We start from the raw sequence: 24,334 nt of genomic DNA, 5'->3' as shown, positions 1-24,334 counted from the left end.
GGCGACCGGAACCAGATGGTCGATGGTCGGGAACAGCTCCCAGAACGCGAAGTGCGACTGCGACATCTGCCAGTTCGGATGCGCCGGGAACTCGTCCGGCAGGATCAGCGACAGCGTGCGCAGGGCAGCTGGGTGCACGAGCTTGGTGCCGCTGTAACGATCGAGGAAGCCGTCCCGGTAGAACACGCGCAGGCATTGGCGTTCGGTGTACTGCCGTGAGTTCTTTGTTACCGGACTGAAGGGATACTCGCTGCGCAGGATCTGCCGGCCCTGCTCGAGATCACCGGCATCGATCGCGGCCACGGTGCGAGCGAGGATATCGGCCTTGTCGCCCTCGACGAGAGCAGGATCCGGAACCGTTTCGGCAGATGGGGATTCAGGGGTCGACACATCTGCGATCGTAGAATCCTTTTCGGCTACCCGTCCTCCTGTGCATCCGGTGGGGGTGCCAGTGAGCGCGATGGGCATGAGGCCAGCACGCGGGTCGTGTCGGCGATCGGGAATCTCACCTACCGGCCCGGATCGCTTCCGGGTTCCGCTCAGGAAGGACAGTGAACGAACAACCCGACCGCAGCGACAGTGAACATCCGCAGTTCCGAAGAGCGTGAGAACAGCACCGGACTCGTGCAGCCGCTGATCCGGCTTGCCGGACACGAGGGCGAACGAGATTCACACTGCCCGCCCGATCACCGCAACCGAATCCGGACCCCTTCGGAGAACAACGTCAACGAATCCTCGAACAACAGATAGTCCGGTTCCGCTCCACTCATCTCGTAGTAGAGCTCCCCGGAGGCCGCTTCCCCAGGGTTCAATGTCGGGTAGGCAAGCGGTGAGAGCGTGTTGACAGTCGGGCTGAAACGACGCTCCTGCGAATCGAACGCATCGAGGTCTCCGAACCGGAAGACCCGGGGACCTGTACCGATATTGGTCACCGTGATCGCGGCAGTCGAGTTGCCCCACGAGTGCACGACGATCTCGAAACTACCGTCGCGCAGCGGCACACCCAGATCGGTGGCAGGCTCGGCGACCGTTGTCTCGGGTGGGGGCGCGAGAGTCGGGGTGTCCACGCTCTCGGACGGCACGACGGGCGCCGTGGTCTCGGGCGGGGCTGCAGGCTCACTGCTGGTGTCATCGGCGCGGACAGAGGCTTCGGTGTCGTCGCTGCCTTCGACGAAGATGCCACCGATCATGATGGCCAGAATTACCGCCAGTACCGCTCCTAGCAGAAGAGAGAGCCCACGGCCCCACGACGAAGTTGGGTTCTGCGGCGTCGGTGACTCTGATTCCGGAGCAGGACCCGTCCGGATACGGGTATTGGACGTCCATTGCTGCCCGTCCCAATACCGCAACACCGCCGGATCGTGAGGATCGGGCCGCCACCCGGGAGTCGAGTCGTTCATCGGGCGCGTGCCCTCCTTCCATGGAGATCGATGTACGAGCAGTACCGATGATCTTCAGGACATCTATACACGCGGTCCTCGAGCGGGTGCTGCTGGGCGCAGCCGTCCGCGCCGCATCACCCGCGAGGTGATGTCCTGCTCGGCTACCCGGTTCTGGTCACCAGGCGAACGACCGGTCCGACGATGGCGACGAGGACGAGAACAGCAAGAACCCAACCCACCATCGGAACCTTGATGACGGCGACGACGACCAACGATACGGCCGCCATGACGATCAATGCCCAGATGAACTGGCGCTTCCACCGGTCGAGCGGTTTGCGCCGGTACCACTGTGTCGCTGTCTCCGACCGAGGCGCGATCCGCCCACCGAGTTTGAACTCGAACAACGCGATTCCCGTGCTGTCGGCGAATGCTTGTGCAGCCCGGGTGTATCCGCCGTAGGAGAAGTGCACCCACTGAGCATTGCCCTTCTTCAGATACACCGTCTCGTGAAGCTGCCGGAGATGATGCTCGTCGATCGGTGTCGGGGTGATCGTTCCGCGCCCGACGACATCGTGGCCGTCGATGTGGAACAGATCGTCGGCGTTGCCTCGGCGGGTGCTGACCCGATCGAATCCCATGTCCTGCATGTGGGCACTGACCGGCTCATACATCTCGCGGTTACTGAGCGCAGGTTTCACCGCGACTCACTGTTTCGGGGCATAGCGCAGGAGACTATCCGATGTTCCCGACATCCCTGGCCGGACGCAGTCCGATCGCGGCGATGCCGTGCCCAGCGTCTCCGTCTCGGAGAGCTCTGGTCGAGGAAACCGAAACCCATGCGTACACGCGGCGGGCTCTAGGACTCTGCTTTCACGGTGCCCTACCTAAGCTCCGACGACTCGGTGCGTCGACATGTGATCATGACAGGGGCGAAGGCGATGGTGCACAGGAGGGAAGTTCGGTGGAAGCGCATCCGCGGCGATTGAAGACAGTGTTCCGCAACGATGTGCGCTTGGTCGTGCCCCTGTTCCAACGTCCCTACGTATGGGACGAAGACGAGCAGTGGGCCCCACTGTGGGAAGACGTAGTCGACACCTTCGACCGCCGCGAAGAGGACGAGATCGCCCCGCACTTCCTCGGTGCCATCGTGCTCGAACAAAAACGCGGCGCCCTGGGCAGCCTGGAAGTTCGTGAGGTCATCGACGGACAGCAACGGCTGACCACCCTGCAAATCCTCATCGCTGCACTTCGCGACACGTACCTCGCCCTCGGTGTCAAGACCCGTTGGCTCAACCGGCTGACCAAGACCCTCGAGAACGACGCGGACTTCGTCGACGGTCCCGATGAAGAATTCAAACTGTGGCCGACCAACCGTGATCGCAGCACCTACACCGAGGTCATGCGCGGCAACTATCGCGACAGCACCCACGATCCGGCTCTGCCCCGCATCGCCGCCGCCTACGTCTTTTTCCGCGAACAGATCGATGCCTTCCTCGCGCGCGATGATGACGACGACACCGAGACCGTCCTCGACGGCTTGGCCGAAGTGCTGCTCGAACACCTCGAAGTGGTGGTGATCGACCTCGGCATCGACGACAACGCCCAAGTGATCTTCGAAACCCTCAATGCCCGCGGAACAGCTCTTCGTGCTTCCGACCTGATCAAGAACGCCCTGTTCCGCACCCTGCAGGACAGCGGCCGGCCGGTGGACAAGCTGTACGAGAAGTACTGGGAACCGCTGGAGATGCCGCAATGGCAGACCGATGTGCGTCTCGGTCGCCTGCTACGTCCCCGGCTGGACATCTACGTGGCGTTCTTCCTCACCGTGCTGCTCCATCGCGAAGTCCAATCGCATCAGCTGTTCACCGCCGCACGTACCTACTTCGGTTCCGATGCCGACCGCGCCCAGGACTTTCTGATCGAGTTGGCCCGGTACGCGCAGATCTACGACGAACTCGACAGCGGAGACATCGGCACCGACACCGAACGACGAATCCTCACCCGTCTCGAGATCGCCGACACCCAGACCATTACTCCGATTCTGTTGTGGTTGTTCGCCCACACCGATGGCATCGTCCGGCAACGCGCCCTCGAACTCCTCGAGGCCTACGTGATCCGTCGCGCGATCTGTCGGCTCACCTCCAAGAACTACAACCGCCTGTTCCTCGAGCTCCTGCGCCGCCTGTCCACCTCGGACCGATCCGCCGACGACGTGATCGAACAGTTCCTGGTGTCCCAGGATTCGGAATCAGGACTGTGGCCGAGCGACAGTGACCTGCACGAGTCCCTACGAGGCCTTCCGCTGTACCGGCTGTTCAAACGAGATCGGTTGCAGCGCTTATTATTGGCGTTCGAACAGCACTTGACGACCGACCGGACCGAACCGATACCGCCGAGTTCGAAACTGTCGGTCGAACACCTGATGCCCCGCAGCTGGCAGCAGCACTGGGAGCTGCCGGCGAATCCGATAGCTGCCGAGGCCGAAGAAGAGCGCCGCGCCGCATTGCTCGACACGATCGGCAACCTCACGCTGATCACCGGAAAACTCAACTCCAGCCTGTCGAACTCGGCCTGGAACACAAAGCGCGAGCATCTGCTCGCCCACTCCGCGCTGACACTCAACCGATCTCTACCCACCGACTGGACCACCACCTCGATCGAACGCCGCTCCGAGATGCTCGCGCGCGCTGCCACCATCATGTGGCCCCGCCCAGCAGCGGCGACAGACGCGTCTCCGCGCATCACAGACGCCGCACGAGACCTGCGCCCCGATCGCGATCGTGCTTCGACTGCTCCCCATCGACGGGATGCGACGGCTACCGCCGTGGCATCGACACGGCGCGATATCGGACAACACATCATCCACGCCTTCGCTGATCTCGATGTCGGTGACTTCCTGACCATCGGCGAGATCAGAAAGACACCGTCGCCGCAGTACCCGGTCAACGATCTGCCGTCCGCCGGCGCGATCAGTGCACGGCTCTTTCCCGGAAACGGTCGGCACACCACCGTCCCCGGCGTTGTCGGTGTGATCTCAGGTGGTCGCCGAGGAGCCCGGAAGACGGGGTAACTGCTCAACGACGCGTGGGAGACAGGCGCAGCACAAGGTGCAGGGTGCCGAGCGGATCGGGTATGGACGGCGCAGAGTTCACCGTTTCTCTGCGTACCCTGGCCGAGAGCGGACTCTTATGTCAACCGGCGCCCTCTTCTGACGGTGAAGGTCGCAGGACATCGTTCGTTGAGCCGACGAATTCTGCTCCATGTTTCCGTCACTCGGTGGGTGGTGTGCTCGACGATGCGGGGTTAACGACTTCTCCGTCGAGTGCCCGTGCGTTGGATGGCAGAACCGTCCGGGCGAACTCGACACCGAAGTTCGTGAACCCCAGCATCCCCTTCTCGAAATCGACCCGAGCGGCCTCGGTGTGCTCGCGTACCACCTTCGCGTACAAGGGATGGTCGACCACCCAGTCGAAGGCATGTTCGCCCGCGGGGTATCTTGAAAAATCGATCTCGACCAATCCCAAGCGTTGCCAGTTCACGTAGTAGACACCGAGACGCTCAGTCAAGTGCTCTGCACGTACAGGGTCATCGCTCACCGCTTCGAGCTGGGTGATGCAGTGCACCGCGACTCGATGCGACGAAGCCACCGATTCTTCCGCGTTGGCATACAGCTGGATTCGTGCGGCGGCCGTATAGTAGGCACCCAGCAGCGCAGGCCCTAGAACTTTTGCCAAGGCCTGTGCTTCGAACGAGGTCATCTGATCGATGACATGGGCGAAAGCGGGATGTGCCGACTCCGCGGTGCGCAGGTCCGACGCCGATGCCAGTAAGTTCAGATACAGATTGCGTAGTTCGGGTTCGTCGATGGTGTGACTGATTCCTTGCACGATCGGCGCGGCAATCGAGGTGGGTGGTGTGGTCACTTCCTCGGGAGGAACGTCGTCGAGTCTGGTAGCCATGTCCTCCTCGAACTGATCCTCGAAATACGAGCTTGCTCGGAACAGCCATCCCAGAGGCTGGACCAGCCGGTACTTGACCACTTCGAGCATCTCGGCGCGCCGCGCACGCACTTTCGCTGCGCGGGCAAGATCCCCATTGTCCTTCGCGACGTCCAGGAGGGTCCCGTCGACCTGAGGGTCATCGGAGATCACCTTCTTCGCAGCAGCGCCGGCGACACCGGCGACCCCTTCCAAACCGGTCATCGATGGGCTCCTGGGGCTCAGGGCGAGGGCGTATCTAGCCTCGCAATGTTGCGGACAGTGTCGTACATTCCTCTGACACTTGGTACCTGAGCTAAGTCGGCGTCGCGGAGACTCGTGGCGCGCACCAGCGTGATCGATGGATGAGGCATGCTGACCGGATGGGTCGACGGTATGCGCCGCTGTCCGAATATCAGGTAGAGATCTTGCGGTGGGTAGAGCAGGGGTGCCTCTGCGCGCGACGACACCACTGCCTCGTACAAGACCACCGTATATGCCCTGGCCCATCGCGGCTTGGTCACCGTCGATCGCCGCCGTCACGCGTGGTCGGCCACCGTGACCGAGGCTGGTCGGCACTATCTCGATCATGGCACCTATTCGCCGGTCGCCGACACGCCGAGAGCCGGCAAGGCGACACGTGCATCGTCGACGGCACGGAAGTCCGTCCCATCTTCGAGTGCGGATGCACCTGCGGTGTCGGTGGAGTCGCTGCTGCAGGAGTTGGCCGCCGCCGAGGGCACGCTGACCGTCGAGGAGCCTTCCGAGTCCCTGCGGGCGGCCTACCGCCGCGCGATCAGCCGCGCGATCACCAGCGGCGCCGTGCCGGACGGGTTCGTGCTGCGACATTCCGGCCGCGACCGCGGTCCGCTGAGGATCCGGTTGGTGCCGCGCTCACACACCCCGCCGTCCCTGCCTGCGGTGCCGGTGCCGCACACACTGTCCGGCAGCGCCGATTTGATTCGGATGCTGCTGAAGCAACCGCGGCTGCTCGACGTGTCCGAGCCCATCCGCCCGCGGGCATTGCTGATCGTCCAGGCCATCGCCGACGAATGCGAACGCCGCGGCTACCCGGTCGGATTACGCGACGACCAGGATCCCTCGTTCGCGATCACCGTCGGTGAGGACCGCTTCGGCGTGGTGATCTCAGAGGAGTGGGAACAGGGTGAGGCACCCGAGCCGGAGAAGCTGGCTGCAGCCAAATACGACTGGCAACGTATCCCGCTCGGGGTCCGTTCTGTGCGGTCCGGGAGGCTGCGTCTGGACCTGCAGACCGAATCGGGGACGCGAGGGTGGGCTGATCGGACACGGTGGACCCTCGAACAGAAGTTGCCTCACCTGTTCGCTGAAGTCGCAACGCGGGCAGCGGACCTGGTGCGTGCCAGGACCCGGCGCGAGGAAGAACGCCTCCGGCGCAGAGCCGAATGGGACGACGCGATCCATCGAGCCCGGCAGGACTATGTCGACCAGTTCAATCGCGACCGGCTACGCGATCAGCTCGCACGGTCCGCCGAAGCCGAGGCGATCCGGGCTTACTGCGCCCGGCTGCAGGTCCTGGCCGACAGTCTCGAGGATGTCGACCGGCACACCCGGATCACCCAGTGGATCCGCTGGGCAACCGACCAGGCCGATCGCCTCGATCCCGTCGGCAATTCCGAGGAACTCGGCTTTGTCGTGCCCGGTGACATCTCCGCCCGCGATCTCGCCCCCTACATGCCCAGGTGGCTCAGTCCGTATCATCCGTCCAGTTAGTCGGCCGTCTTCGGTTGGCGCAGCATCTCCACGGTCTGCCCCAGGGACCGTTGCAAGCGATCGGCGCTCTCGTGCGACCCGGCCGACCGGAGAGCATCGATCGCCGCCTGGGCGACCTCGCCGACACGACGGACCTCCTTGCGTAATTCGACCAGTTCGTCGAAGCGTTCCCCGGCCTCAGGGCCGCACCACAGTCGCAGGACGTCGCGTTCGGGCTTGTAGTAGGTGGTATCGGACTCCGCGCATCGTTCGGGTTCGATGAAGCTTCGCTGGTATGAACGCGATCCATCGGTCCATCGGCCGTGGATGGCTTCGTAACGGGCCTTACGCTCTTCGGCTGCGACATGTTCGAGGACCGGTTCCGGATGCAGTCGGGCGGCGGTGGTGACGACCAGTTCGGTGACCTCCCACGGGGCGATCGTGACGTCGTCTTCGACGAAGCACAGTCGATGACCGGTCAACTGGTGTTCGTCCAAGCCGAGGGATGCGGCCAGGCGGGCGGGGTCCTTCATACGGATCGCGCCGCCTTCGCGGTAGCCGACTTCGGCGTTGTCGTTGTCGAAGACGAGGTCGAGTACCCGTTCGGCGGCATCGGCTTTCGGGTCATCGTCGTGCAAGCCCGCGTCATAGATCGCAGCCCAGCGTGCTTCCTGGGTACGTAGCTGGTCGACCTCCGGCCACGGCACCTTCAACCGGGCCGGAGGTACCCACTCCTCCCGGCCTTCGAACCGGTCATCGGCGAAGCGCACCAGCACCCGCGCCGGCTTCTGCGTTCCGAGTCGCAGCACGACGACCTCGACGAGATCGTCGATGCGCCGTGCCCGGTATGCCCACGACTGCCCCGGTTCCATACTCTGCCGTCTCCTTCTGGCGAACGTCACCGATCCGTCTTTCCTGCCGATCCCGCGCTGATCGTAGGAGCAAACTCCGACATGCTGGTGGGGGTGTGACTTCGCTGGCAGAACGATCGGCTACATGAGATGGCAGGTGTGATCCGTGCCCGCAACCTGCTTGTTCTCTGCCGGGAGCAGGGCGTCGTTCGCGGCGCCTCGGCTCTGCTTTTCGTCGGAGGGGAGCTGTGATCCATCACCTATCTCGCCGTAGGCGCGATAGTGCTAAGCTGATAGCGCAGACCCCCCCACACCTGTGGAGCAGGGGGTCTAGCTGTTTCCAGGGGTTTCTACAGTTCCTGAGGTTCTCGTCGGGGATCACGCTCGGCCAAGTAGTCGCGGTACCAGCGTGCGGCGAATTCGTTCTTCGGGTGCTGATCGATCATGGCGGTGGCCGACCACGCCACCAGATCGGCCATCTGTACCAGTTGTGAGCCGGACGAATCGACGTGGATGGCGTCTTCGATGACCCGCCGCTGTGCCAGGGAAAGACCGCGGTGGGTGCTGCGATAGGAACTGTCGCTGCCGTCCCCGTCCATGAAGATCAGACCCAGTGAGTCACTGGCGGCCAGTTCGGCCTCGAACCGGGCGACGAGGTCGGCGTACAGCTCTTTCTTGGTGCGCGCCAGATCGTTGGGCTCGCCCCGGCGGTAGACCGATCCGACGATCAAGCCTTCGGTGCAGCGCAAGGTCTCGAGGCAATCGTGCGCGACTTCGCGGCCGAAGTCCTTCCAGTACTCGTGACCATCGTGGATGTGCCGTTGCGGGATGTTCTTCGAGATCCGGCCGCGGCCGTTGACGTACTCGGTGGTGTGCAGCTCTCGGGTCACCGGCACCCCGAATTCCCGCCATAGGGCTTTGCGGGTGTCGAGCCACGACCGCAACACCGATCGCCACTGATCCGGACGGAACTCGATCCACCCGTAGACCGCCAGGCCGGACTGGGGGTGACCGGAGTCGTCGACATAGATCATGCGATCGAGGTGCGGGGGCATGAACAGATCATGGATCACGTTCCGGACACGCACCCACGGCAGGTCCTTCGCATCGCGGCGATGAGACTGTAGCGCTTCGCCGACGACCTCGGGCCATGAAATTACCGGGTCCTATCGACACACCACCTGTGCCGGCAGTGGGGTCTTGAGTCCCGGTAACGTCTATCCCGATTTGTGCAGTACGACCGGGAGCAGGTCCCGGTGGACGTCAAGGGGAGTGCACGTGACATCGGTACACGAGGTGATCGAGGCGTTCCGCAAGGCCCCGTCGAACTCCGAACGCGGCACCCGCTTCGAGCAGCTCATGGTGCGCTACTTCCAACTCGATCCGATGCTCTCCCAGCAGTACGACCAGGTGTGGCGGTGGATCGACTGGCCCGGACGCGACGGCAAACCCGACACCGGCATCGACCTGGTCGCCCGCGAACGCGACACCGGCGCGTACACCGCGATCCAGTGCAAGTTCTACGAGCCCACCTCGACGCTGAGCAAGGGCGATATCGACTCGTTCTTCACCGCCTCGGGCAAGAAGCCGTTCACCAACCGGATCATCATCTCCACCACCGACCGGTGGGGAAAACATGCCGAAGCCGCCCTCGAGGATCAGTCGATCCCGGTGCAGCGGATCGGGTTGGCGGAGATCGCCGAATCCCCCATCGAGTGGAACATCGAAGACTTCACCGACGGGGTCCCTGAGGTCAGCCTCGCCGAAGCCGTCCGGCACGAGCCGCGTACGCACCAGGTCGAGGCCATCGAGAAGGTCTTCAAGGGATTTGCTGCCGGCAACGAACGCGGCAAGCTCGTCATGGCCTGTGGTACTGGCAAGACCTTCACCGCCCTGAAGATCGCCGAACGCACCGCCGCCGAGCAGGGCGGATCGGCCCGGATCCTGTTTGCCGTTCCGTCCATCTCGCTGCTGTCGCAAACCCTCCGGGGGTGGACCGCGCAGACCCAGCTGGACCTGCGGGCGTTCGCGGTGTGCTCCGATACCAAGGTCTCCCGCGCCGCCGAGGACATCGCAGTGCACGACGTGGCCATCCCCGTCACCACCGACCCCGCGGTGCTGGCCGCGGAGATGGAGCACCGCAAACGCGCCAAGGGCCTGACGGTGGTGTTCACCACCTACCAATCCCTGCCGGTGGTCGCCGAAGCCCAGAAGAACGGGGTCGATCCGTTCGACCTGGTGATCTGCGACGAGGCGCACCGCACCACCGGCGCCACCGTCGCTGGGGCGGACGAGTCGAACTTCGTGCGCGTGCACGACGGCGACTACCTCAAGGCAGCACGCCGGCTGTACATGACCGCGACCCCACGGATCTTCGACGAGAAGGTCAAGGACAAGGCCGACGAACACTCCGCCGAGCTGTACTCAATGGACAACGAAGATCTGTTCGGCCCCGAATTCCACCGCCTGTCCTTCGGTGAAGCCGTCGACCGCGGCCTGCTCACCGACTACAAAGTCATCGTCCTCACCGTCGATGAATCGGTGATGGCCGGTCCCCTGCAGGACCAACTCGCCGGCGACAACTCGGAGCTGCGCCTCGACGATGCCTCCCGGATCATTGGCTGTTGGAACGGGTTGGCAAAACGCGCCGGGCAGACGCCCGATGGTGCCAGCTTCACTCCGGGGGAAGCACCGATGCGGCGGGCGGTGGCGTTCGCGAAGGACATCGCCGCCTCCACCCAGCTCTCCGAAGTGTTCCCGTCGGTGGTCGACGCCTACCGCGACCTGCTCGACAGCGGGGAGAACGACGGGCACCGGATCGACGACACCAACCGGGATCTGCGCTGCGAGGTCCACCACGTCGACGGCACCTTCAACGCCCTCGAGCGCAACAAGGAACTGGCTTGGCTCAAAGCCCCCGTCCCCGACGGCGAATGTCGCATCCTGTCGAACGCCCGCTGCCTGTCCGAAGGCGTCGACGTGCCTGCGCTGGATGCGGTGCTGTTCATGCACCCTCGTAACAGCGTGGTGGATGTGGTGCAGTCCGTTGGGCGGGTGATGCGCCTGAACCCCGGCAAGGACTACGGCTACATCATCCTGCCCGTCGCCGTGCCGGCTGGCGTCGCACCCTCCCAAGCGCTCTCGGACAATCGCCGCTTCAAAGTGGTGTGGCAGGTCCTCAACGCCCTGCGCGCGCACGATGATCGGTTCAATGCGATGGTCAACTCCATCGCCCTCAACACCAACAGCGATGTGGTCAAGACCGGCCAAGGCACCGACCGGCTCCTCGGCGGACACATCGGCCCCACCAGCGACGCCAGCGCGACCCCGAGCAACGGCACCGGCACCGACTCCACCACTGACGGCACCGATGGTTTGCCGGAGGGTGGGCAGCTTGCGCAGCAGATGGCGTTGTTCTCGCTGTCGGAGTGGCAGGAAGCGATCTACGCCAAGATCGTCGACAAGGTCGGCACCCGCGCCTACTGGGAGGACTGGGCCGCCGATGTCGCCGACATCGCCGCCTCCCAGATCACCCGCATCCGCGCCCTCCTCGCCAGTGCCAACCCCGACATCCAGGAGGCGTTCGCGCAGTTCCTGCAAGGCCTTCGCGACAACCTCAACGACTCGATCACCGAAGACGACGCGATCAGCATGCTAAGCCAGCATCTGATCACCAAACCGGTCTTCGATGCCCTGTTCGCCGGACACGACTTCGCCTCCCACAACCCCGTATCCCGGGTGATGCAGGCCATGGTCGACCAACTGGGCGACTCCGGTCTTGAGGCCGAAACCCACAAGCTCGACAGCTTCTACGCCTCCGTGCGCGTCCGCGCCTCCGAAGTCACCAGTGCCGACGGTAAGCAGCAGGTCATCGCCGAGCTGTACGAAAAGTTCTTCCGCCTCGGCTTCAAGAAACAATCCGAAGCACTGGGGATCGTGTACACCCCTGTCGAAGTCGTGGACTTCATCCTCCGCGCCGCCGACCACGCCTCCCGCGACGCATTCGGCCGAGGCCTGACGGACGAGGGTGTGCACATCCTGGACCCATTCACCGGCACCGGCACGTTCCTGACCCGGCTGCTGCAGTCCGGGCTGATCCGGACCGAGGACCTCGCGCGCAAGTACGCGAACGAAATGCATGCCAACGAGATCATGCTGCTCGCTTACTACATCGCCGCTGTCAACATCGAATCCACCTACCACGCCTTGACCAGCGGCGACAGCGCAGCGACGTATCAGCCGTTCGAAGGGATCGTCCTTGCCGACACCTTCCAGATCACCGAGGACGGCGACAGTCTCGACGCGGTGATTTTCCCTCAGAACAACGACCGCATCATCCGCCAGAACGCAACGCCTATCAACGTGGTCATTGGTAACCCGCCCTACTCGGTGGGACAGACTTCGGCGAATGACCTCAACGCCAACGTCTCTTACCCGACGTTGGACAAGCGGATCGCCGACACTTACGCCAAACGATCCACCGCCACGAACAAGAACAGCCTCTACGACTCCTACCTGCGCGCCTTCCGGTGGGCTACCGACCGCATCGGTGACACCGGCATCGTCGCTTTCGTATCCAACGGTGGCTGGATCGATGGCAACACCGCCGACGGCATCCGTCTCTCTCTCGCCGACGAATACTCCCGCATCTACGTCTACAACCTGCGCGGCAACGCACGTACTGCCGGAGAACTCCGCAAGAAAGAGGCCGGCAACGTCTTCGGCAGTGGAGCTCGCACCACCGTCGGAATCTGGATCGGCATCAAGAACCTCTCCCACACTGGCCCGTGTGAGATCTTCTACCGCGACATTGGCGACTACCTCAGTCGCGAGGACAAGCTCCACATTGTCGCGGACAGCGCCCTCGACACCGTCGATTGGCAATCCATCATCCCGAACAGCCACGGTGACTGGACCAACCAGCGCAACGATGACTACCTGAGTTGGCCAGCAATCGGGGAAAAGAACGTCTTTCCGGGAAAGACCACCGTCTTTTCAGCTTTCTCGGCTGGGCTCCAAACAAATCGGGATGCGTGGGTGTACAACTACTCCCGCGCCGGCCTGACCGCGAACGTGCAGCGTCTCATCGACAACTACAACGACCAGCACATCCCGTTCGCAGACTTCTGCCGCACCGCCGGTGTGACCCGGCCGAACGAGGCCGCCGTCACTGACTACCTCACCATCAACCCGCATGCCGCACAGGCGGACTACATCAAGTGGTCGCGGAGCCTACGAACTCACCTTGCCCGCCGAGCGCAGATCACACATCAACCGGATGGGCACGTTGTGGGTCTCTACCGGCCTTTCAATAAGCAGCACACCTACTTCGATGGGCATCTGAACCATGAGCGGTCGCAGATGCCGTCAATGTTTCCGACGCCGCACCACGAGAACATCGGCATCGTGTTGACCGCACCTGCTTCTCACTTCGAGTTCACACCATTCATAACGGATCTACTGCCGAACTTGCACTTGCTCGACACCGGCCAGTTCTTCCCACGCTGGACTTACACCAAAGCGGAACTCGGTGATGGTGAACTGGACTTCGCATCGGATACGGATGACCTCGACGTTGACGAGTACGGATACCGACGGGTCGACAACATCACCGACGGCATCCTCGCGCTGTACCGCACTGCGGTCGGTGACCAGGTCAGCAAGGACGACATCTTCTTCTACGTCTATGGTCTGCTTCACGACCCGTCCTACCGGCAGGCGTACGCGGCGGATTTGAAAAAGATGCTCCCGCACATCCCGACGCCGGAATCGCGAGTACGTTTCGAGCAGCTTGCCGATGCAGGCCGGCGCCTGTCGGCGCTGCATATCGGCTACGAGACTGTCAAGCCGTACCCGCTGGATATCCAGCTCAAAAAGGGTGCATCCGCCGAGGACCGTGAGACGTGGCGAGTGTCGAAGATGAAGTGGGGCAAGAAGAAAGACCCCGAGTCCGGCAAGAACATCGATGACCGTAGCGTCATTGTCTACAACCCAAGGGTCACCATCACCGGCATCCCGGAGGAAGCCGAACGCTACATGCTCGGTTCTCGATCGGCGTTGGCGTGGATCATCGACCGGTACCAGGTCAAGACCGAGAAGGCTTCGGGGATCGTCAACGACCCCAACGATTGGTGCGATGAGCACGACGACCCGACCTACATTATCGATCTCATCAAGAGGGTAACGACGGTGTCCGTTGAAACTCTCAAGATCATTGACTCGTTGTCAGGCAGTGGGGGGCCAGTCTGATCAGTACGGCACCGGCTGCGAGGCCGAAGGCGGAGGGGTTCGATGAAGCACGGATTCAAAGCGTCGGCGCGACGGCTCGCGCTCGAAGTGCGTCAAGAACTCGACCTCGATGCCGAGTCCCGCCTCGACCCCTATCAGCTGGCCGAACTCTACGGGATCCGGGTGATTCGTCTGTCGGACCTTGGCTGCTCGGAGGCGTACGCTCACTTCTCCCAGGTGCGACCTGATGTGTTCTCCGGAGCGGTTTTGCCGATGGGTTCAGCCATCGTGATGATCGAGAACGACGCTCATTTGGAGGTACGGCGTCGCTCGACCGTTAGTCACGAGATGTCCCATGTGATCCTTGAGCACCCCTTCGAGGCGGCCGTGGTCGGGATCGACGATTGCCGGTCGTCGAACTCAGGCGATCACGAGGACGAGGCAACGTGGCTGGCGGGCGAACTGCTCATCCCGTCCGACACGGCTCGAAGGCTCGGTATCGCAGGAGCCAGCGATCAAGACGTCGCCGAACAGTTTGACGTGAGTGTCGACATGGCGCGTTGGCGCATGAACGTCAGCGGAGGTCGCCAGATCCGCCGACGCCGCAATCAACCGAACTGAGGAGTGCTTCCGGCTCGGTTCGGCTACCGCATCGAGGTCACGAGCTTTTCTGTGCTCCACTGTTTGTTCCGCGAACGTGCGTCAGAGCCGCTCGAATGAGTTCCTCCAGCAGCTTCTTATCGAGTTCGGAGAGATCCTTTCGTGCGCGCAGAAGAGCGCTGACCTCGGATTCGAGTTCTCGTGGTTCTCCTCTGTCGTCCCGGACCGACTGTGCGGGCTCATGGAGGAACTCGTCGGCCGACATATTGAGCCACCGCACGATCTTGGCGTAGGACGACAAGTCCGGTTGGTGTCCGTTTCGGAGGCGAGACAGCAGCGCCGGACTCACCTCGATCTGGGCAGCAGCCTTACGCCAGGACAAACCTTCGGCCGTGATCCTGCTGTCCAGTACTCCTACCAGGCGATCCAGGTCTACAGCCTGGTTCATCGAATCCATCCCTTCACTCATCGAGCGTATCGCTTCGCAACAGTGTTTCGTTACCGAAACACTGTCTGGTACGATACCGATACAACGTTTCGAAACCGTAACACTGGAAGTGCGAGTTCAGGAGGTGCGCATGGCGAAGAACACTGGACGCGGTCATCGCGTCGGAGCAGTCAAGGGCCGCAGCGAATTCAAGGTCGGCAAGACTTGGTTCAAGCGCGACACGAAGACTGGGCGCATTCTCAACGGCAGCCCGAACCAGCACAAAGGGGTTCGCAACGAAAAGTGAGTGAGGGTCGACGTCTCCCAACGTCGACCCTCATCCCACATCCGCCTCCTCACAACAGAGGCGGACAAGCCGGCCCGAAGGCGCGGTGATGACTTTGGTCGAGTCCATCACAGCGTAACGGAGTTCCCCAGGGACACGACAGTCCCACTCCTCTTCGGGTCATCGATCACGAAGGAGGAGCTATGGCTCCCGTCACTACTCACTACGGGATCTCGGGTCCCGTACCGTTCCTCGATGTCGAGGTCTCCGCCGACAATCGGATGTTCCTCGATCCACACGCGATTCGTCTGCGTCACGGAGTTGATCCGTTCGCGGCGGCAGCCAACCAGTGCACCGCCACGTTCTTCGACGAAGTCACAGCATGCGTCGGTTCTACCACCGCGTCCGTCCGTGGGCACGGGCTCAAACTTCTACAGCGCTTCGAAGAACCGTGGGAGACGCGGTTGGGAATGGCAGCCCAGGGTTTTCACGGACACGGCGGCGCCGAAGACGTCGGCGCGTGGATTTGGACTGCACTCAACACCGATCTCGAGGCACTGGTGCGCATCGGGATTCTCCGGTGGATCGAGGACCTGCCGCTGTTCATCGAAGGCATCGACCGGGACATCACGTCCGATATCACGACTCGGATCGTGTTCGAACCGTTGGCCGACTTCACGGCCGACATGATGGTGCGCTATCCGCAGTTCACGGCCGGAGGTCACCGGGTCGGTGTGTTCTCCCGCCAAGTATGGGACTCACATGGTGGCCGGTGGACGCAGAGGAATGTCACGCTGCCCATCGCCGCAGGGAAGCCGTTGCTGCTGGTACCGCGCCACTGGGCTCGCCCGACACTGCTCATGTCTGCCGGCCGCTACTACGACACGAGTGTGCTCAGCTTTGCCCAGGCAGAACGGAGCGTGATCACCCCCAGGGGCAAGGTTCTCAAGACTCCGAAGGACGTCCTTCGGACCCAACCCGGCCTCGAACGTGGGCGCAGGACGAACCTGACCGTCACGCATCGAGCGCACACACAGGATGCCGACCTGGTCGCGGTATTCCGAGACTTCGTTCGTACGAAATGGGGGGACGGACCGCAGGCAGCCTGACCTTCTCGAGCGCCCGCTGCTTACAGCCTCTCCAGCACTCCCATTAGATCCTGGAGTAGTGCATCGGTACGCGCTTCGATCTCGTCGAAGACGTCAGTCAGATTCTCGAGAGCCTCGTGATCGCGGTGGCGGGCGGCAGTGCCACGGTCGTAGTAAGCGGGATCGAGTTCGATCTCAGGTTCATCCCACGTGTCGCTGTCGTCCTGCGAAGGAACGGACACCACCTTCCGCACCGGGGCCCGGCCGGACAGGTGTGCTCGTACCAACGCTGACACGGATTGCGGAGTCATCGATTGCGCGTGCGGGAGGTGTCCCCAGCGGTCGATCGGGCACAGCAACGGTTGGCGGCCCTGTTCCGCATCGAGTGGATCCGCGATGATCACGGTCGGGTCGGTGAGGTGGTGGCGCAGCAGGTGGGTGCCGGGGTGTTGGTCGAGGAACGTTTGGATCTCCGCCCACCGCCGGTAGATCGAGACCGCGGGGTTGTCCCCGGTCTCGGGATCCGGTGCAAGGCGGAAGCGTTCGCCGGCCCGGGTCGTGGCCACAAGGACGTCGCCGTCGAGGCGGAGGTCGCGGCGGCGCAGCCGGGTGAGATCGGTGAAGCTCATGCCGGTGGCAGCGAGGACCAACAGGAGGGCGTCGCGACGGCCGAACAGCCCACTCGACCAGCCCGCGGTGGGTAGCTCGACGGCTCGCTGCACCAGCAGGCGTCCGATCCGGTCGAGGCGTTGAACGCGGGTGGTGTCGAGGTGCCGGCGCACCGTCTCGGTCCGGCCCGGGGCCGGGTAGCCGTGCCCGGTGTGGACGGCGTTGATCGCCGACAGGCGGCGTCGCTGCGTCGCGACCGCGGCGGGGTGTTCGTGCAGGAACAGCGCCAGGGTGTCGGGTGCAGCAGGGATGGACCGACGGTCGGCGGCAAGACACCAGTCGGCGAACAGCGCCCAGTCGTGCCGGTAGCGACTCGGGATGCGGAGGCCGAGGTCGGCGTCGTGAATATCGTTGTGGCGGTTGGCTTCTCGTTCGGTGCTGGTCATGGCGGTCACAACCCGAGGTGAGTGACGGCGTTGCCGATGAGCGGGGCGTGTTCGCGGGCGTAGGTTTCGAGCATCGAGGGGGTGCTGTGCCCGGTCTGGCGCATGATCGCGTGCGCGGACGCGCCGTTGCGGAAAGCTTGGGTGACGAACCCGGCCCGCAGCGAATGCCCGCCGAGCTGCTGGACGATCTCGGGGTCGTAGCCGGCCTGGGCGGCGCGGCGGCGGATCACCTGGTGCACCGCCGCTCCCGACAGGGCGATGTCGGAGAGGTTGCCGTTCTTCCGGATCGCCCGCAGCAACGGCGAGGACGGCACCATGCGCGGCCGCGAGCCGCGGCACACGTGCGCCTCGAACGGTTCGGCGTTGCGGAGCAGGCGGATGACGGCAGTGCGGCCGCCGGAGTCGGAGGCGGCGAGGACCTGCGCCCACCGCAGCCACGCACACGGCGGGCAGCTTGCATGGCTGTGGGTGAACGGTAGCGCCCGGACACTCCCCCGGCCTTCCTGATCGGTCTTCGATTTCCGGAGTTTGATGTGCAGGCCGTCGAGCCGGTGCAGCGATACGTCACTGCAGGCGAGGGCGACGAGTTCGCTGCGCCGGAACGCCCCCGCGAACCCCAACAAGAAGATGGCGGAGTCGCGGCGTTCCAGCACCTCCGCGGCCCAGCCGGTGCAGTCGGCGCGCATCTTGTCGACGATGGTGACGATGTCGGCGGTGAGCAGCGGCGCCCGCGGATTCCGGGGCCGCTCCCCCGCCGCGGCGTAGTCCCGCCGGATCCCGGACAGGGTCGCGGCCACGAGCTCGTCCGCTCCGGGTGCGGGGTGGCCGGCGCGGCGGTGGTGATAGCCGATGCCCGCCACCCACCGCGCCAGGGTGGACGGCGAGTAGGCCCGCTCCCCCGCCTCCATCACCGTCGACGCCGCCTCGAGGAGATAAGCGGCGACCGTCAGCGGATGCGCCGGCAACGCCACATGTCCTTCCCGCTGGCACCAGGCGGTGAACCGCTGCCAGTCCGCGGCATAGTTCCGGCGCGTCGACTCCGAACGCGACCGCCCCGCTGTCCCGGCCACCTTCGTGAGGGTCTCGGCCGGCAATACCGGCACGGACGGCGCAGCTGGGTCCGACGAGGTCGGGACAGGCGGCGAAGAGTCGTCTGGGCGGCGGCTGATCAGGTCGTCGGGCACGAAACAGGAGCCTACCGCCCCGCATCGACACTCTCGAACAGGAAAACGCGCTCAGCAGGGGTTTCGGCGGTGATGGTGCGCTAATGGCAATTAGCGACACCGAGCCCGCGCAAACCATGACCGACATAGCAGCAGGTCGAAAATCCGCCCGATTTATTCGTTTTGTGTAGATTCCACGATTCGGTGTCGGTTTCCAGATTTCGTGTCGGTGGCGTGTCGGTTTCCACGTTTCGTGTCGGTCGGCACCGTGCTGGATGGACACTGGGAGAGTGCCCCTGACCAGTGAGGTTGAGGTCAGGTACGTGCAGGAAACAGGTGCTCCTGTCGCAATGGCCCCTCACTCCGGCGGATCCGTGTCGGATGATCCAGGGACTACTTGTACGGAAAGTCCGTAGCCATCCCCGTCAGCGGCACTATTCCGGGATGTTCTGCGGTTACAACCATGGTCACGTCGGGCCTGACGCGAACCTCCAGCGCCACCGATCAGCGCAATCGGACGATGCGACCCCAGTTGCTTCACGCCGGCCATCAGCCGACCTTTTCTATGATGTGCGAGGGGCACGGACCACCGGGACGTACGGTCGGTCCTCTGCCGATCGACTGCTCCGGTTGCAGAAAGGAGTGAGACACGATGGTGTACATCGGCAGAGCCAGCGTCGACCGAATGTTCTGTGTGAAAGACGCGGACGATCGGGCCTGGGAAGAACTTCCTCCATTGCCCGAGCCAGGCTTCGGTCTGCTCGCTGCCGACACAGGGATGGTCTACGTGTACACGGGGATGTCCATGGGACCACTCGATCTGCAAGTCGAGGTCCTCAGTGATACTCCTGATTTCGTCGACAGTGGATGGGAAGACATCGAGGAAGCCTCGCTGCAGACCTACTCGGATATCGCCACAGTCCTCACCGGAGCGGAGGAACCCGTCGACGGATTCCCTGACACGGTGCTCTCGGCCGGCACCGGAACCTACCGAGTCCGCGCCTATGCCACAGGACGCGACTTGGCGTGGGATCTCGTCGTCGACAAGGTGGTCGAGCGATACAAGCTGCAGATATGGCCTGCACCGTACGCGCCGCCACGTATCGTCCAGCATCGCAGCGCACACGCAGTGATGGGCTACTAGAACTGCTGCTGGGAGGCAGGATCGGGTTGATTCCGTTGTCGAGCGCGACACGCTCACAGGGAGCGATCACCAAGACGGGTAATGGGCACGCGCGCCGGTTGCTGATCGAGGCCGCCTGGCAACACCGTCGCCCGTATCGTCCCGGAGTGGCTCTGCGGCGGCGATGTGACCCTGCTCAGACACCTACGTGTTATCCGCAGATCAGCCTAGCCAGACGGAAATTTGAAGGCTAATACGGACGGCCGAATCAGTATAAAGTGGCTTAACTTATGCGGTTGCTTAGTTTATTATGGGCGTAACGATTGTGGAGTAATGGGGACCCCCACATCTTTTGTGGTCCGCGTTCACCGGGCCAAATTACTCGTGGAAGGCGTCGTTGTGGCGACCACTCATACGGTGATAGCAGGAGATACGCTCTGGGGTCTCGCTGAGCAGTACTACGGGGAGCCACGACTACATCCAGTTTTAGCGGCTGCCAACGACATCGACGACGCCGAGAACCTTGAGGTCGGCAGCAGTATTGTGATTCCCGATCTCGGATCAGGACGTGTCCATGAAGTCGTCCCCGGCGACACGCTGTGGGCTCTGGCGCAGAGCTACTACGGTGACGGGACACTGTGGCCGCAAATCGCCGGGGCCAATGGAATCTCCGAACCTGGAGCACTGCCCGTAGGCATGTCGTTATGGATTCCTGACCTCTCTGCACCCGCACCACCAAGTTCGGGAGATGTGGAGTTACCCCATTCCGCACGCGAACTGTACAAGGCGACACTAGTTCCCCTAGAGGCCAGAGATGCAGTGGTGCCAGCAGATATTGATGCCCTCACGAAGGCAGGATCGATCCGTTCGCTCGGACTGACCCAGGGCGAGACTGTGATGGTCCGGAGTCGCATGCGCGATGCGGGCGACGTCGCACCAGTGGCAAGCCCTCCTCGTGTGAGTGATCGAACGTTCGATACACTTATGGCGTTCGCAAGCGCGTTGGTGCCGCTTCTTGAGCCCTCCGCTGCACAGGTAGCGGAGATTCCGTCGGCCGAGTTGGTTTCCTTCGCCCAAGAGTTGGCAAGCCTTCGCCGCGAAGACCTCACGGCACGCCTTGGCCAAGGGGACGACCCTGAATCGATTGGCCGGGCCGTGAATATTCTAAATTCAGTGCTGGTCGCTGCGCAAACCCTGTCGAATTCCGGGACTGCGGTGCCCATTGGTCTGCTGAACCTCGAACGTATCGAGATGGTCCCAGCAGGAATCGAGCGCGGCGAACTCGTCGCCACGATCCCGCTTGCTCCAGGCGAGCAGACGGCGGTCACCTACAAGGAGTGGTCAGTCACCTCGCAGGAATTCACGAAAATCGTCACTGACGAGCTTGAGGGGGTGAGCGAAACGGGAGTCACTGACAGCACCGACCTCTCCCAGTCGACCTCCTCGCAAACGCAACACTCGAACCAGTTCAACATCACCGGAACAGTCCAGGGCGGCATTCCAATCATCTCAGGCTCAAGCACGTCCACGTTCAATACACAGAACGGTGAATCCGATTCGGCAACGGTGAGCCGAAAGCACGCAAAGTCACTCACTCAGAAGGCGTCATCACGGTCGCGGCAGGAGCACAAGGTCACGATCGCCACGCGGACCGAGACCGGTTCGGAGCAGACCTCCACGCGAACGCTGTCCAACCCGGGTCCTAATCCAATCCGGATCGACTACTTCAGCCTTATGCGGAAGTGGCATGTGCGCTTGTACAGATATGGCCTCCGGCTGACCTACGACGTCGTAGTGCCCGAACCGGCGGCAACCATGCGGCGCACATATGCGCGACTGGATCAATTACGCAGTCAGCAGGGTCCGTTCGTTTTCCCCTATTCACCATCAGATGTCAATCGGGACCCCGTCAACGCTAACGGAGCACCCGACCCGAACGGCAAACCTCGCTATCTGTGGCTCGCTGACAAATACAAGGTCGCAGTGCCCCCGTATCCCGATGTACATGCGCCAGTCTCGGCGGAGATGAACGGATCCGGGAACGAGTCCTGGATGTACATAGCGCTTGAGTTCACAGTGCCAGAGGGAACGCGGATCGCCGAATTGCGCGTTACCGCCAACATTGGACGTCACCCCAACGATGAAAATATTCACCTCAACCTCATCGGAACCAATATCATCATCCCAAGCGAACCTGGCGGCTCTATCTACTTCGTAGACAGACTTGCACAGGCGCCCGACGGTTCGAACTTTCTTCTAAACCACACTGGTCAGCAAAAGGTTACGTTCCTTTTAGATAACTCTGCTGCGCCCTTTGTTCGCGTTAAGGCGATCCTCGCTCATGCTCCAGGTGTTGAGGAGGCATGGCGCAACGAAGTCTGGAACGCAATCTACGGTGCCGCGCAGACCGAGTACTACGCGCAGCAGCAACAGATCGGCGAGGAGATCACAGAACTCACCGAGCGTCTGTTTGCCGTCGACACGCTCACGCTTCGCCGCGAGGAGAACGACGAGATCATGAGGAGTGTTCTGAGGTTTGTGCTTGGTAAGAGTTTCGAATACATGCCTGCCGATGTACTCAGCGCCTTCTCCGCGGCCGCAGTCAACGGCGTTGACCTGGCACATGGCATCGCCTTCGACCAGAACACACTCAATCTCAGCGCGGAGCAGTGGAGCGCAGTTCGCCAGCATGAAGATAAGGTCCGCTTCATCAACCAGGCGATCGAGTGGGAGAACGTTGTCAGCTTCCTCTATTCATACTTTTGGGATGTGCCGCCCAGTTGGCCTTTCATCCGTGACCTCCGCCATCCCGACGCCACTCGGCAAGCATTTCTGCGCGCCGGCGCCGCGCGCGTCGTGCTTACCGTGCGCAAGGGATGGGAGGCGCGGTGGATGAGGTTCGCTCGAGAAGGAATCATCGACACCACAACGCCGGATGCGCCTTATCTGACGATCGCCAAGGAGATTGCCGCTTACGACGACCGCAACTATCCAGGAATTCCGCCAGCAAACCCGGCGAGACACGCTGTGAGGCTTCAGGAGTCCGTCTACACGACCACGCAGACGGTCCTCCAACCTAGCGTCACCCCAGTCACTATCGAAGTTGAGGACAGTTCCGGGTTCCTAACAGGCGTCCCCGTCGTCATCGACGTCCATGATGAACGAAGAATCCAGGAATCGGTTGTAGTCGTGGCGATCCCAGACCAGGCACACATTACAGTGGCCAAGCTCACCTTCGCTCATGACGGGGCAACCTCGCCAGTTCCGCTCCTACAACCCGGGGAAAAGGGCGCGCTGATCGCCGAATGGCATGAATACACGCCGAATTCCGGTACCGACATCGCGGTGACGACTTCATTGCGGTCAACCTCGGGAGGTTACGTTGGGTGACTTCTTTCGTTCTTTCCCGACTCCTGCGTATCCCAGCCCCTCAAATCCAGATCAGGCAGAGGCTGCGGGTGCCAATATCGGTCGTTTGTACGGCAGATTTCAGGCCGATGTCGAGAAGTTCTTCTCGGTCATGGAAAAGGATTGGGGAGGCGCCAAAGCATGGGACCTATTATCTCCTGCCGAAAAGGAGAAAATTCTGAGCAGCATTTCCGGTGAGTATGGCCGTTTACCGAGGCTGCCAGCGGTCCCTGATCGGCGGGTATCGGAGGCATTGAAGCTCGGGTTCCGAAAAGCATTCGGAAACGCATATCTCGTAACACTCGTGGAATTCCACTGTGTACTCATTATGACAGAGCTGTTGAGAGAGTTCGCAGTAACAAGAGCCGCAACCGGAGTTGTGGCAAAGATTGGCGGCGCCGGAGCCGCATCATATGTCAAAAATATCAACGACTGCGCAGCTCACACAGCATCCATAGCATATCGAGAAATGATTGGAATCGAGGTGTCCGCTGAATGGCTGGCACGAACAAGCGGCTTGCCGCAGGCCGCCTATGCTAGCACCGGATCGAAAGCCTTAGAGTTCGCACAGCAGTATGCGCTCAATTGGTTTACCAGACTGGGGTTCAAGATCGCAACAAAGTCTGGCGGATTCGCCACTGTGCGCGAGGGCGGTGTTATCGGGCGATACGTGGTGTTCTATCGGGGGGCGCATGGGACCGGACATGTAGTTTACGGAGAAGTAACTTCTGATGGGCTTAGGATCGTAGACGGTCAGCTTGGAAAAGTATGGTACAGCGTTAATCATTCTCAGAGTTCGATCGGTGAAATTCTTAAGTCCTATCGAATCGAGTCGATAAAATCGTCGCTATAATTGCGGCACAACCCCGGGAATTAAGAATCTTCGCCCCCTTGACTATCGTATTTAACATCTTTCTCGATAATCGTTAATCTAATTCTGCAAATACGGCAGTCGGATCTTGGCCTCGTTGGTCTCGGGGGCGGCAAACGTATGCTCCCGCGGCCGGCGGACGGT

The 24,334-nt window shown here is 62.3% G+C and carries 17 protein-coding genes and 2 pseudogenes; 10 read left to right on the top strand and 9 right to left on the bottom strand.

Annotated elements, in window-relative coordinates; all coding sequences use genetic code 11:
• The 3 genes and pseudogenes from CQZ88_RS21355 to CQZ88_RS21345 form a co-directional block, all read right to left on the bottom strand.
• Window positions 1-390 (bottom strand): annotated as a pseudogene (locus CQZ88_RS21355) (HNH endonuclease); the annotation flags it as partial.
• Between the two features lie 296 nt (window positions 391-686).
• The gene (locus tag CQZ88_RS31510) at window positions 687-1,400 is read right to left on the bottom strand and encodes a DUF2510 domain-containing protein (protein WP_102800266.1); all 714 of its coding nucleotides are present in this window, start codon (window positions 1,398-1,400) and stop codon (window positions 687-689) included.
• Between the two features lie 143 nt (window positions 1,401-1,543).
• Window positions 1,544-2,053, bottom strand: a complete 510-nt coding sequence (locus CQZ88_RS21345) for a hypothetical protein (protein ID WP_102800265.1) — start codon at window positions 2,051-2,053, stop codon at window positions 1,544-1,546.
• Between the two features lie 68 nt (window positions 2,054-2,121).
• Between CQZ88_RS21345 and CQZ88_RS21340 the strand changes: the two genes are divergently transcribed.
• Window positions 2,122-4,452 carry a DUF262 domain-containing protein gene (locus tag CQZ88_RS21340; RefSeq protein ID WP_102800264.1) on the top strand — a complete coding sequence of 777 codons (2,331 nt, stop codon included), beginning with the start codon at window positions 2,122-2,124 and terminating at the stop codon, window positions 4,450-4,452.
• A 199-nt stretch (window positions 4,453-4,651) separates the two neighbouring features.
• On the opposite strand, the gene CQZ88_RS30010 is transcribed toward CQZ88_RS21340, so the two are convergent.
• A complete protein-coding gene (locus CQZ88_RS30010) occupies window positions 4,652-5,584 on the bottom strand; it encodes a DUF4393 domain-containing protein (RefSeq protein WP_180987057.1) in 933 nt (310 codons plus the stop codon).
• A gap of 291 nt (window positions 5,585-5,875) precedes the next feature.
• Here CQZ88_RS30010 and CQZ88_RS21330 point away from each other — a divergent pair, with 291 nt between their 5' ends.
• On the top strand, window positions 5,876-7,111 hold the full coding sequence (locus CQZ88_RS21330; protein WP_180987056.1) for a hypothetical protein: 1,236 nt from the start codon (window positions 5,876-5,878) through the stop codon (window positions 7,109-7,111).
• Here CQZ88_RS21330 and CQZ88_RS21325 read toward each other — a convergent pair.
• Window positions 7,108-7,866, bottom strand: coding sequence for a hypothetical protein (locus tag CQZ88_RS21325; RefSeq protein ID WP_146034354.1), 759 nt, complete (start codon window positions 7,864-7,866; stop codon window positions 7,108-7,110). The two genes, CQZ88_RS21330 and CQZ88_RS21325, sit on opposite strands and share 4 nt — an antisense overlap.
• Before the next feature lie 425 nt (window positions 7,867-8,291).
• Entirely contained in the window at window positions 8,292-9,029 is a 738-nt protein-coding gene (locus CQZ88_RS21320) for a DUF3800 domain-containing protein (RefSeq protein ID WP_180987055.1), read from the bottom strand.
• A gap of 190 nt (window positions 9,030-9,219) precedes the next feature.
• Here CQZ88_RS21320 and CQZ88_RS21315 point away from each other — a divergent pair, with 190 nt between their 5' ends.
• Both CQZ88_RS21315 and CQZ88_RS21310 read left to right on the top strand, forming a co-directional pair.
• Window positions 9,220-14,190: a DEAD/DEAH box helicase gene (locus CQZ88_RS21315; RefSeq protein WP_102800280.1), complete on the top strand. Its 4,971-nt coding sequence runs from the start codon at window positions 9,220-9,222 to the stop codon at window positions 14,188-14,190.
• 42 nt (window positions 14,191-14,232) lie between these two features.
• Window positions 14,233-14,790, top strand: a complete 558-nt coding sequence (locus tag CQZ88_RS21310) for an ImmA/IrrE family metallo-endopeptidase (RefSeq protein ID WP_102800260.1) — start codon at window positions 14,233-14,235, stop codon at window positions 14,788-14,790.
• 37 nt (window positions 14,791-14,827) lie between these two features.
• Here CQZ88_RS21310 and CQZ88_RS29615 read toward each other — a convergent pair whose 3' ends face one another.
• Window positions 14,828-15,226 (bottom strand): hypothetical protein, encoded by a 399-nt coding sequence (locus CQZ88_RS29615; protein WP_219727529.1) that lies wholly within the window; start codon window positions 15,224-15,226, stop codon window positions 14,828-14,830.
• A 121-nt stretch (window positions 15,227-15,347) separates the two neighbouring features.
• Here CQZ88_RS29615 and CQZ88_RS30005 point away from each other — a divergent pair, with 121 nt between their 5' ends.
• Together CQZ88_RS30005 and CQZ88_RS21305 are read left to right on the top strand one after the other, a co-directional pair.
• On the top strand, window positions 15,348-15,503 hold the full coding sequence (locus tag CQZ88_RS30005) for a hypothetical protein (RefSeq protein WP_180987054.1): 156 nt from the start codon (window positions 15,348-15,350) through the stop codon (window positions 15,501-15,503).
• Between the two features lie 182 nt (window positions 15,504-15,685).
• Window positions 15,686-16,591, top strand: coding sequence for a hypothetical protein (locus tag CQZ88_RS21305; protein ID WP_102800259.1), 906 nt, complete (start codon window positions 15,686-15,688; stop codon window positions 16,589-16,591).
• 20 nt (window positions 16,592-16,611) lie between these two features.
• Here CQZ88_RS21305 and CQZ88_RS21300 read toward each other — a convergent pair whose 3' ends face one another.
• On the bottom strand, window positions 16,612-17,625 hold the full coding sequence (locus tag CQZ88_RS21300; protein ID WP_102800279.1) for a hypothetical protein: 1,014 nt from the start codon (window positions 17,623-17,625) through the stop codon (window positions 16,612-16,614).
• Window positions 17,626-17,630: 5 nt separating this feature from the next.
• Window positions 17,631-18,809, bottom strand: coding sequence for a tyrosine-type recombinase/integrase (locus tag CQZ88_RS21295; protein WP_102800258.1), 1,179 nt, complete (start codon window positions 18,807-18,809; stop codon window positions 17,631-17,633).
• 631 nt (window positions 18,810-19,440) lie between these two features.
• Here CQZ88_RS21295 and CQZ88_RS21290 point away from each other — a divergent pair.
• The 4 genes and pseudogenes from CQZ88_RS21290 (at window position 19,441) to CQZ88_RS29610 (ending at window position 24,172) form a co-directional block, all read left to right on the top strand.
• Window positions 19,441-19,932 (top strand): hypothetical protein, encoded by a 492-nt coding sequence (locus CQZ88_RS21290; RefSeq protein ID WP_102800257.1) that lies wholly within the window; start codon window positions 19,441-19,443, stop codon window positions 19,930-19,932.
• Window positions 19,933-19,970: 38 nt separating this feature from the next.
• Window positions 19,971-20,165: pseudogene (locus CQZ88_RS31505) on the top strand (hypothetical protein); the annotation flags it as partial.
• Window positions 20,166-20,244: 79 nt separating this feature from the next.
• A complete protein-coding gene (locus CQZ88_RS21280; RefSeq protein ID WP_102800256.1) occupies window positions 20,245-23,301 on the top strand; it encodes a LysM peptidoglycan-binding domain-containing protein in 3,057 nt (1,018 codons plus the stop codon).
• Window positions 23,294-24,172: a hypothetical protein gene (locus CQZ88_RS29610; RefSeq protein ID WP_146034352.1), complete on the top strand. Its 879-nt coding sequence runs from the start codon at window positions 23,294-23,296 to the stop codon at window positions 24,170-24,172. Before CQZ88_RS21280 ends, CQZ88_RS29610 begins: the two co-directional genes overlap by 8 nt.
• Window positions 24,173-24,334: the final 162 nt, after the last annotated feature.

Source organism: Rhodococcus sp. ENV425, from assembly GCF_002887785.1.
Taxonomy (GTDB): domain Bacteria; phylum Actinomycetota; class Actinomycetes; order Mycobacteriales; family Mycobacteriaceae; genus Rhodococcus; species Rhodococcus aetherivorans.
This window is presented reverse-complemented; position numbering and strand designations above follow the sequence as displayed.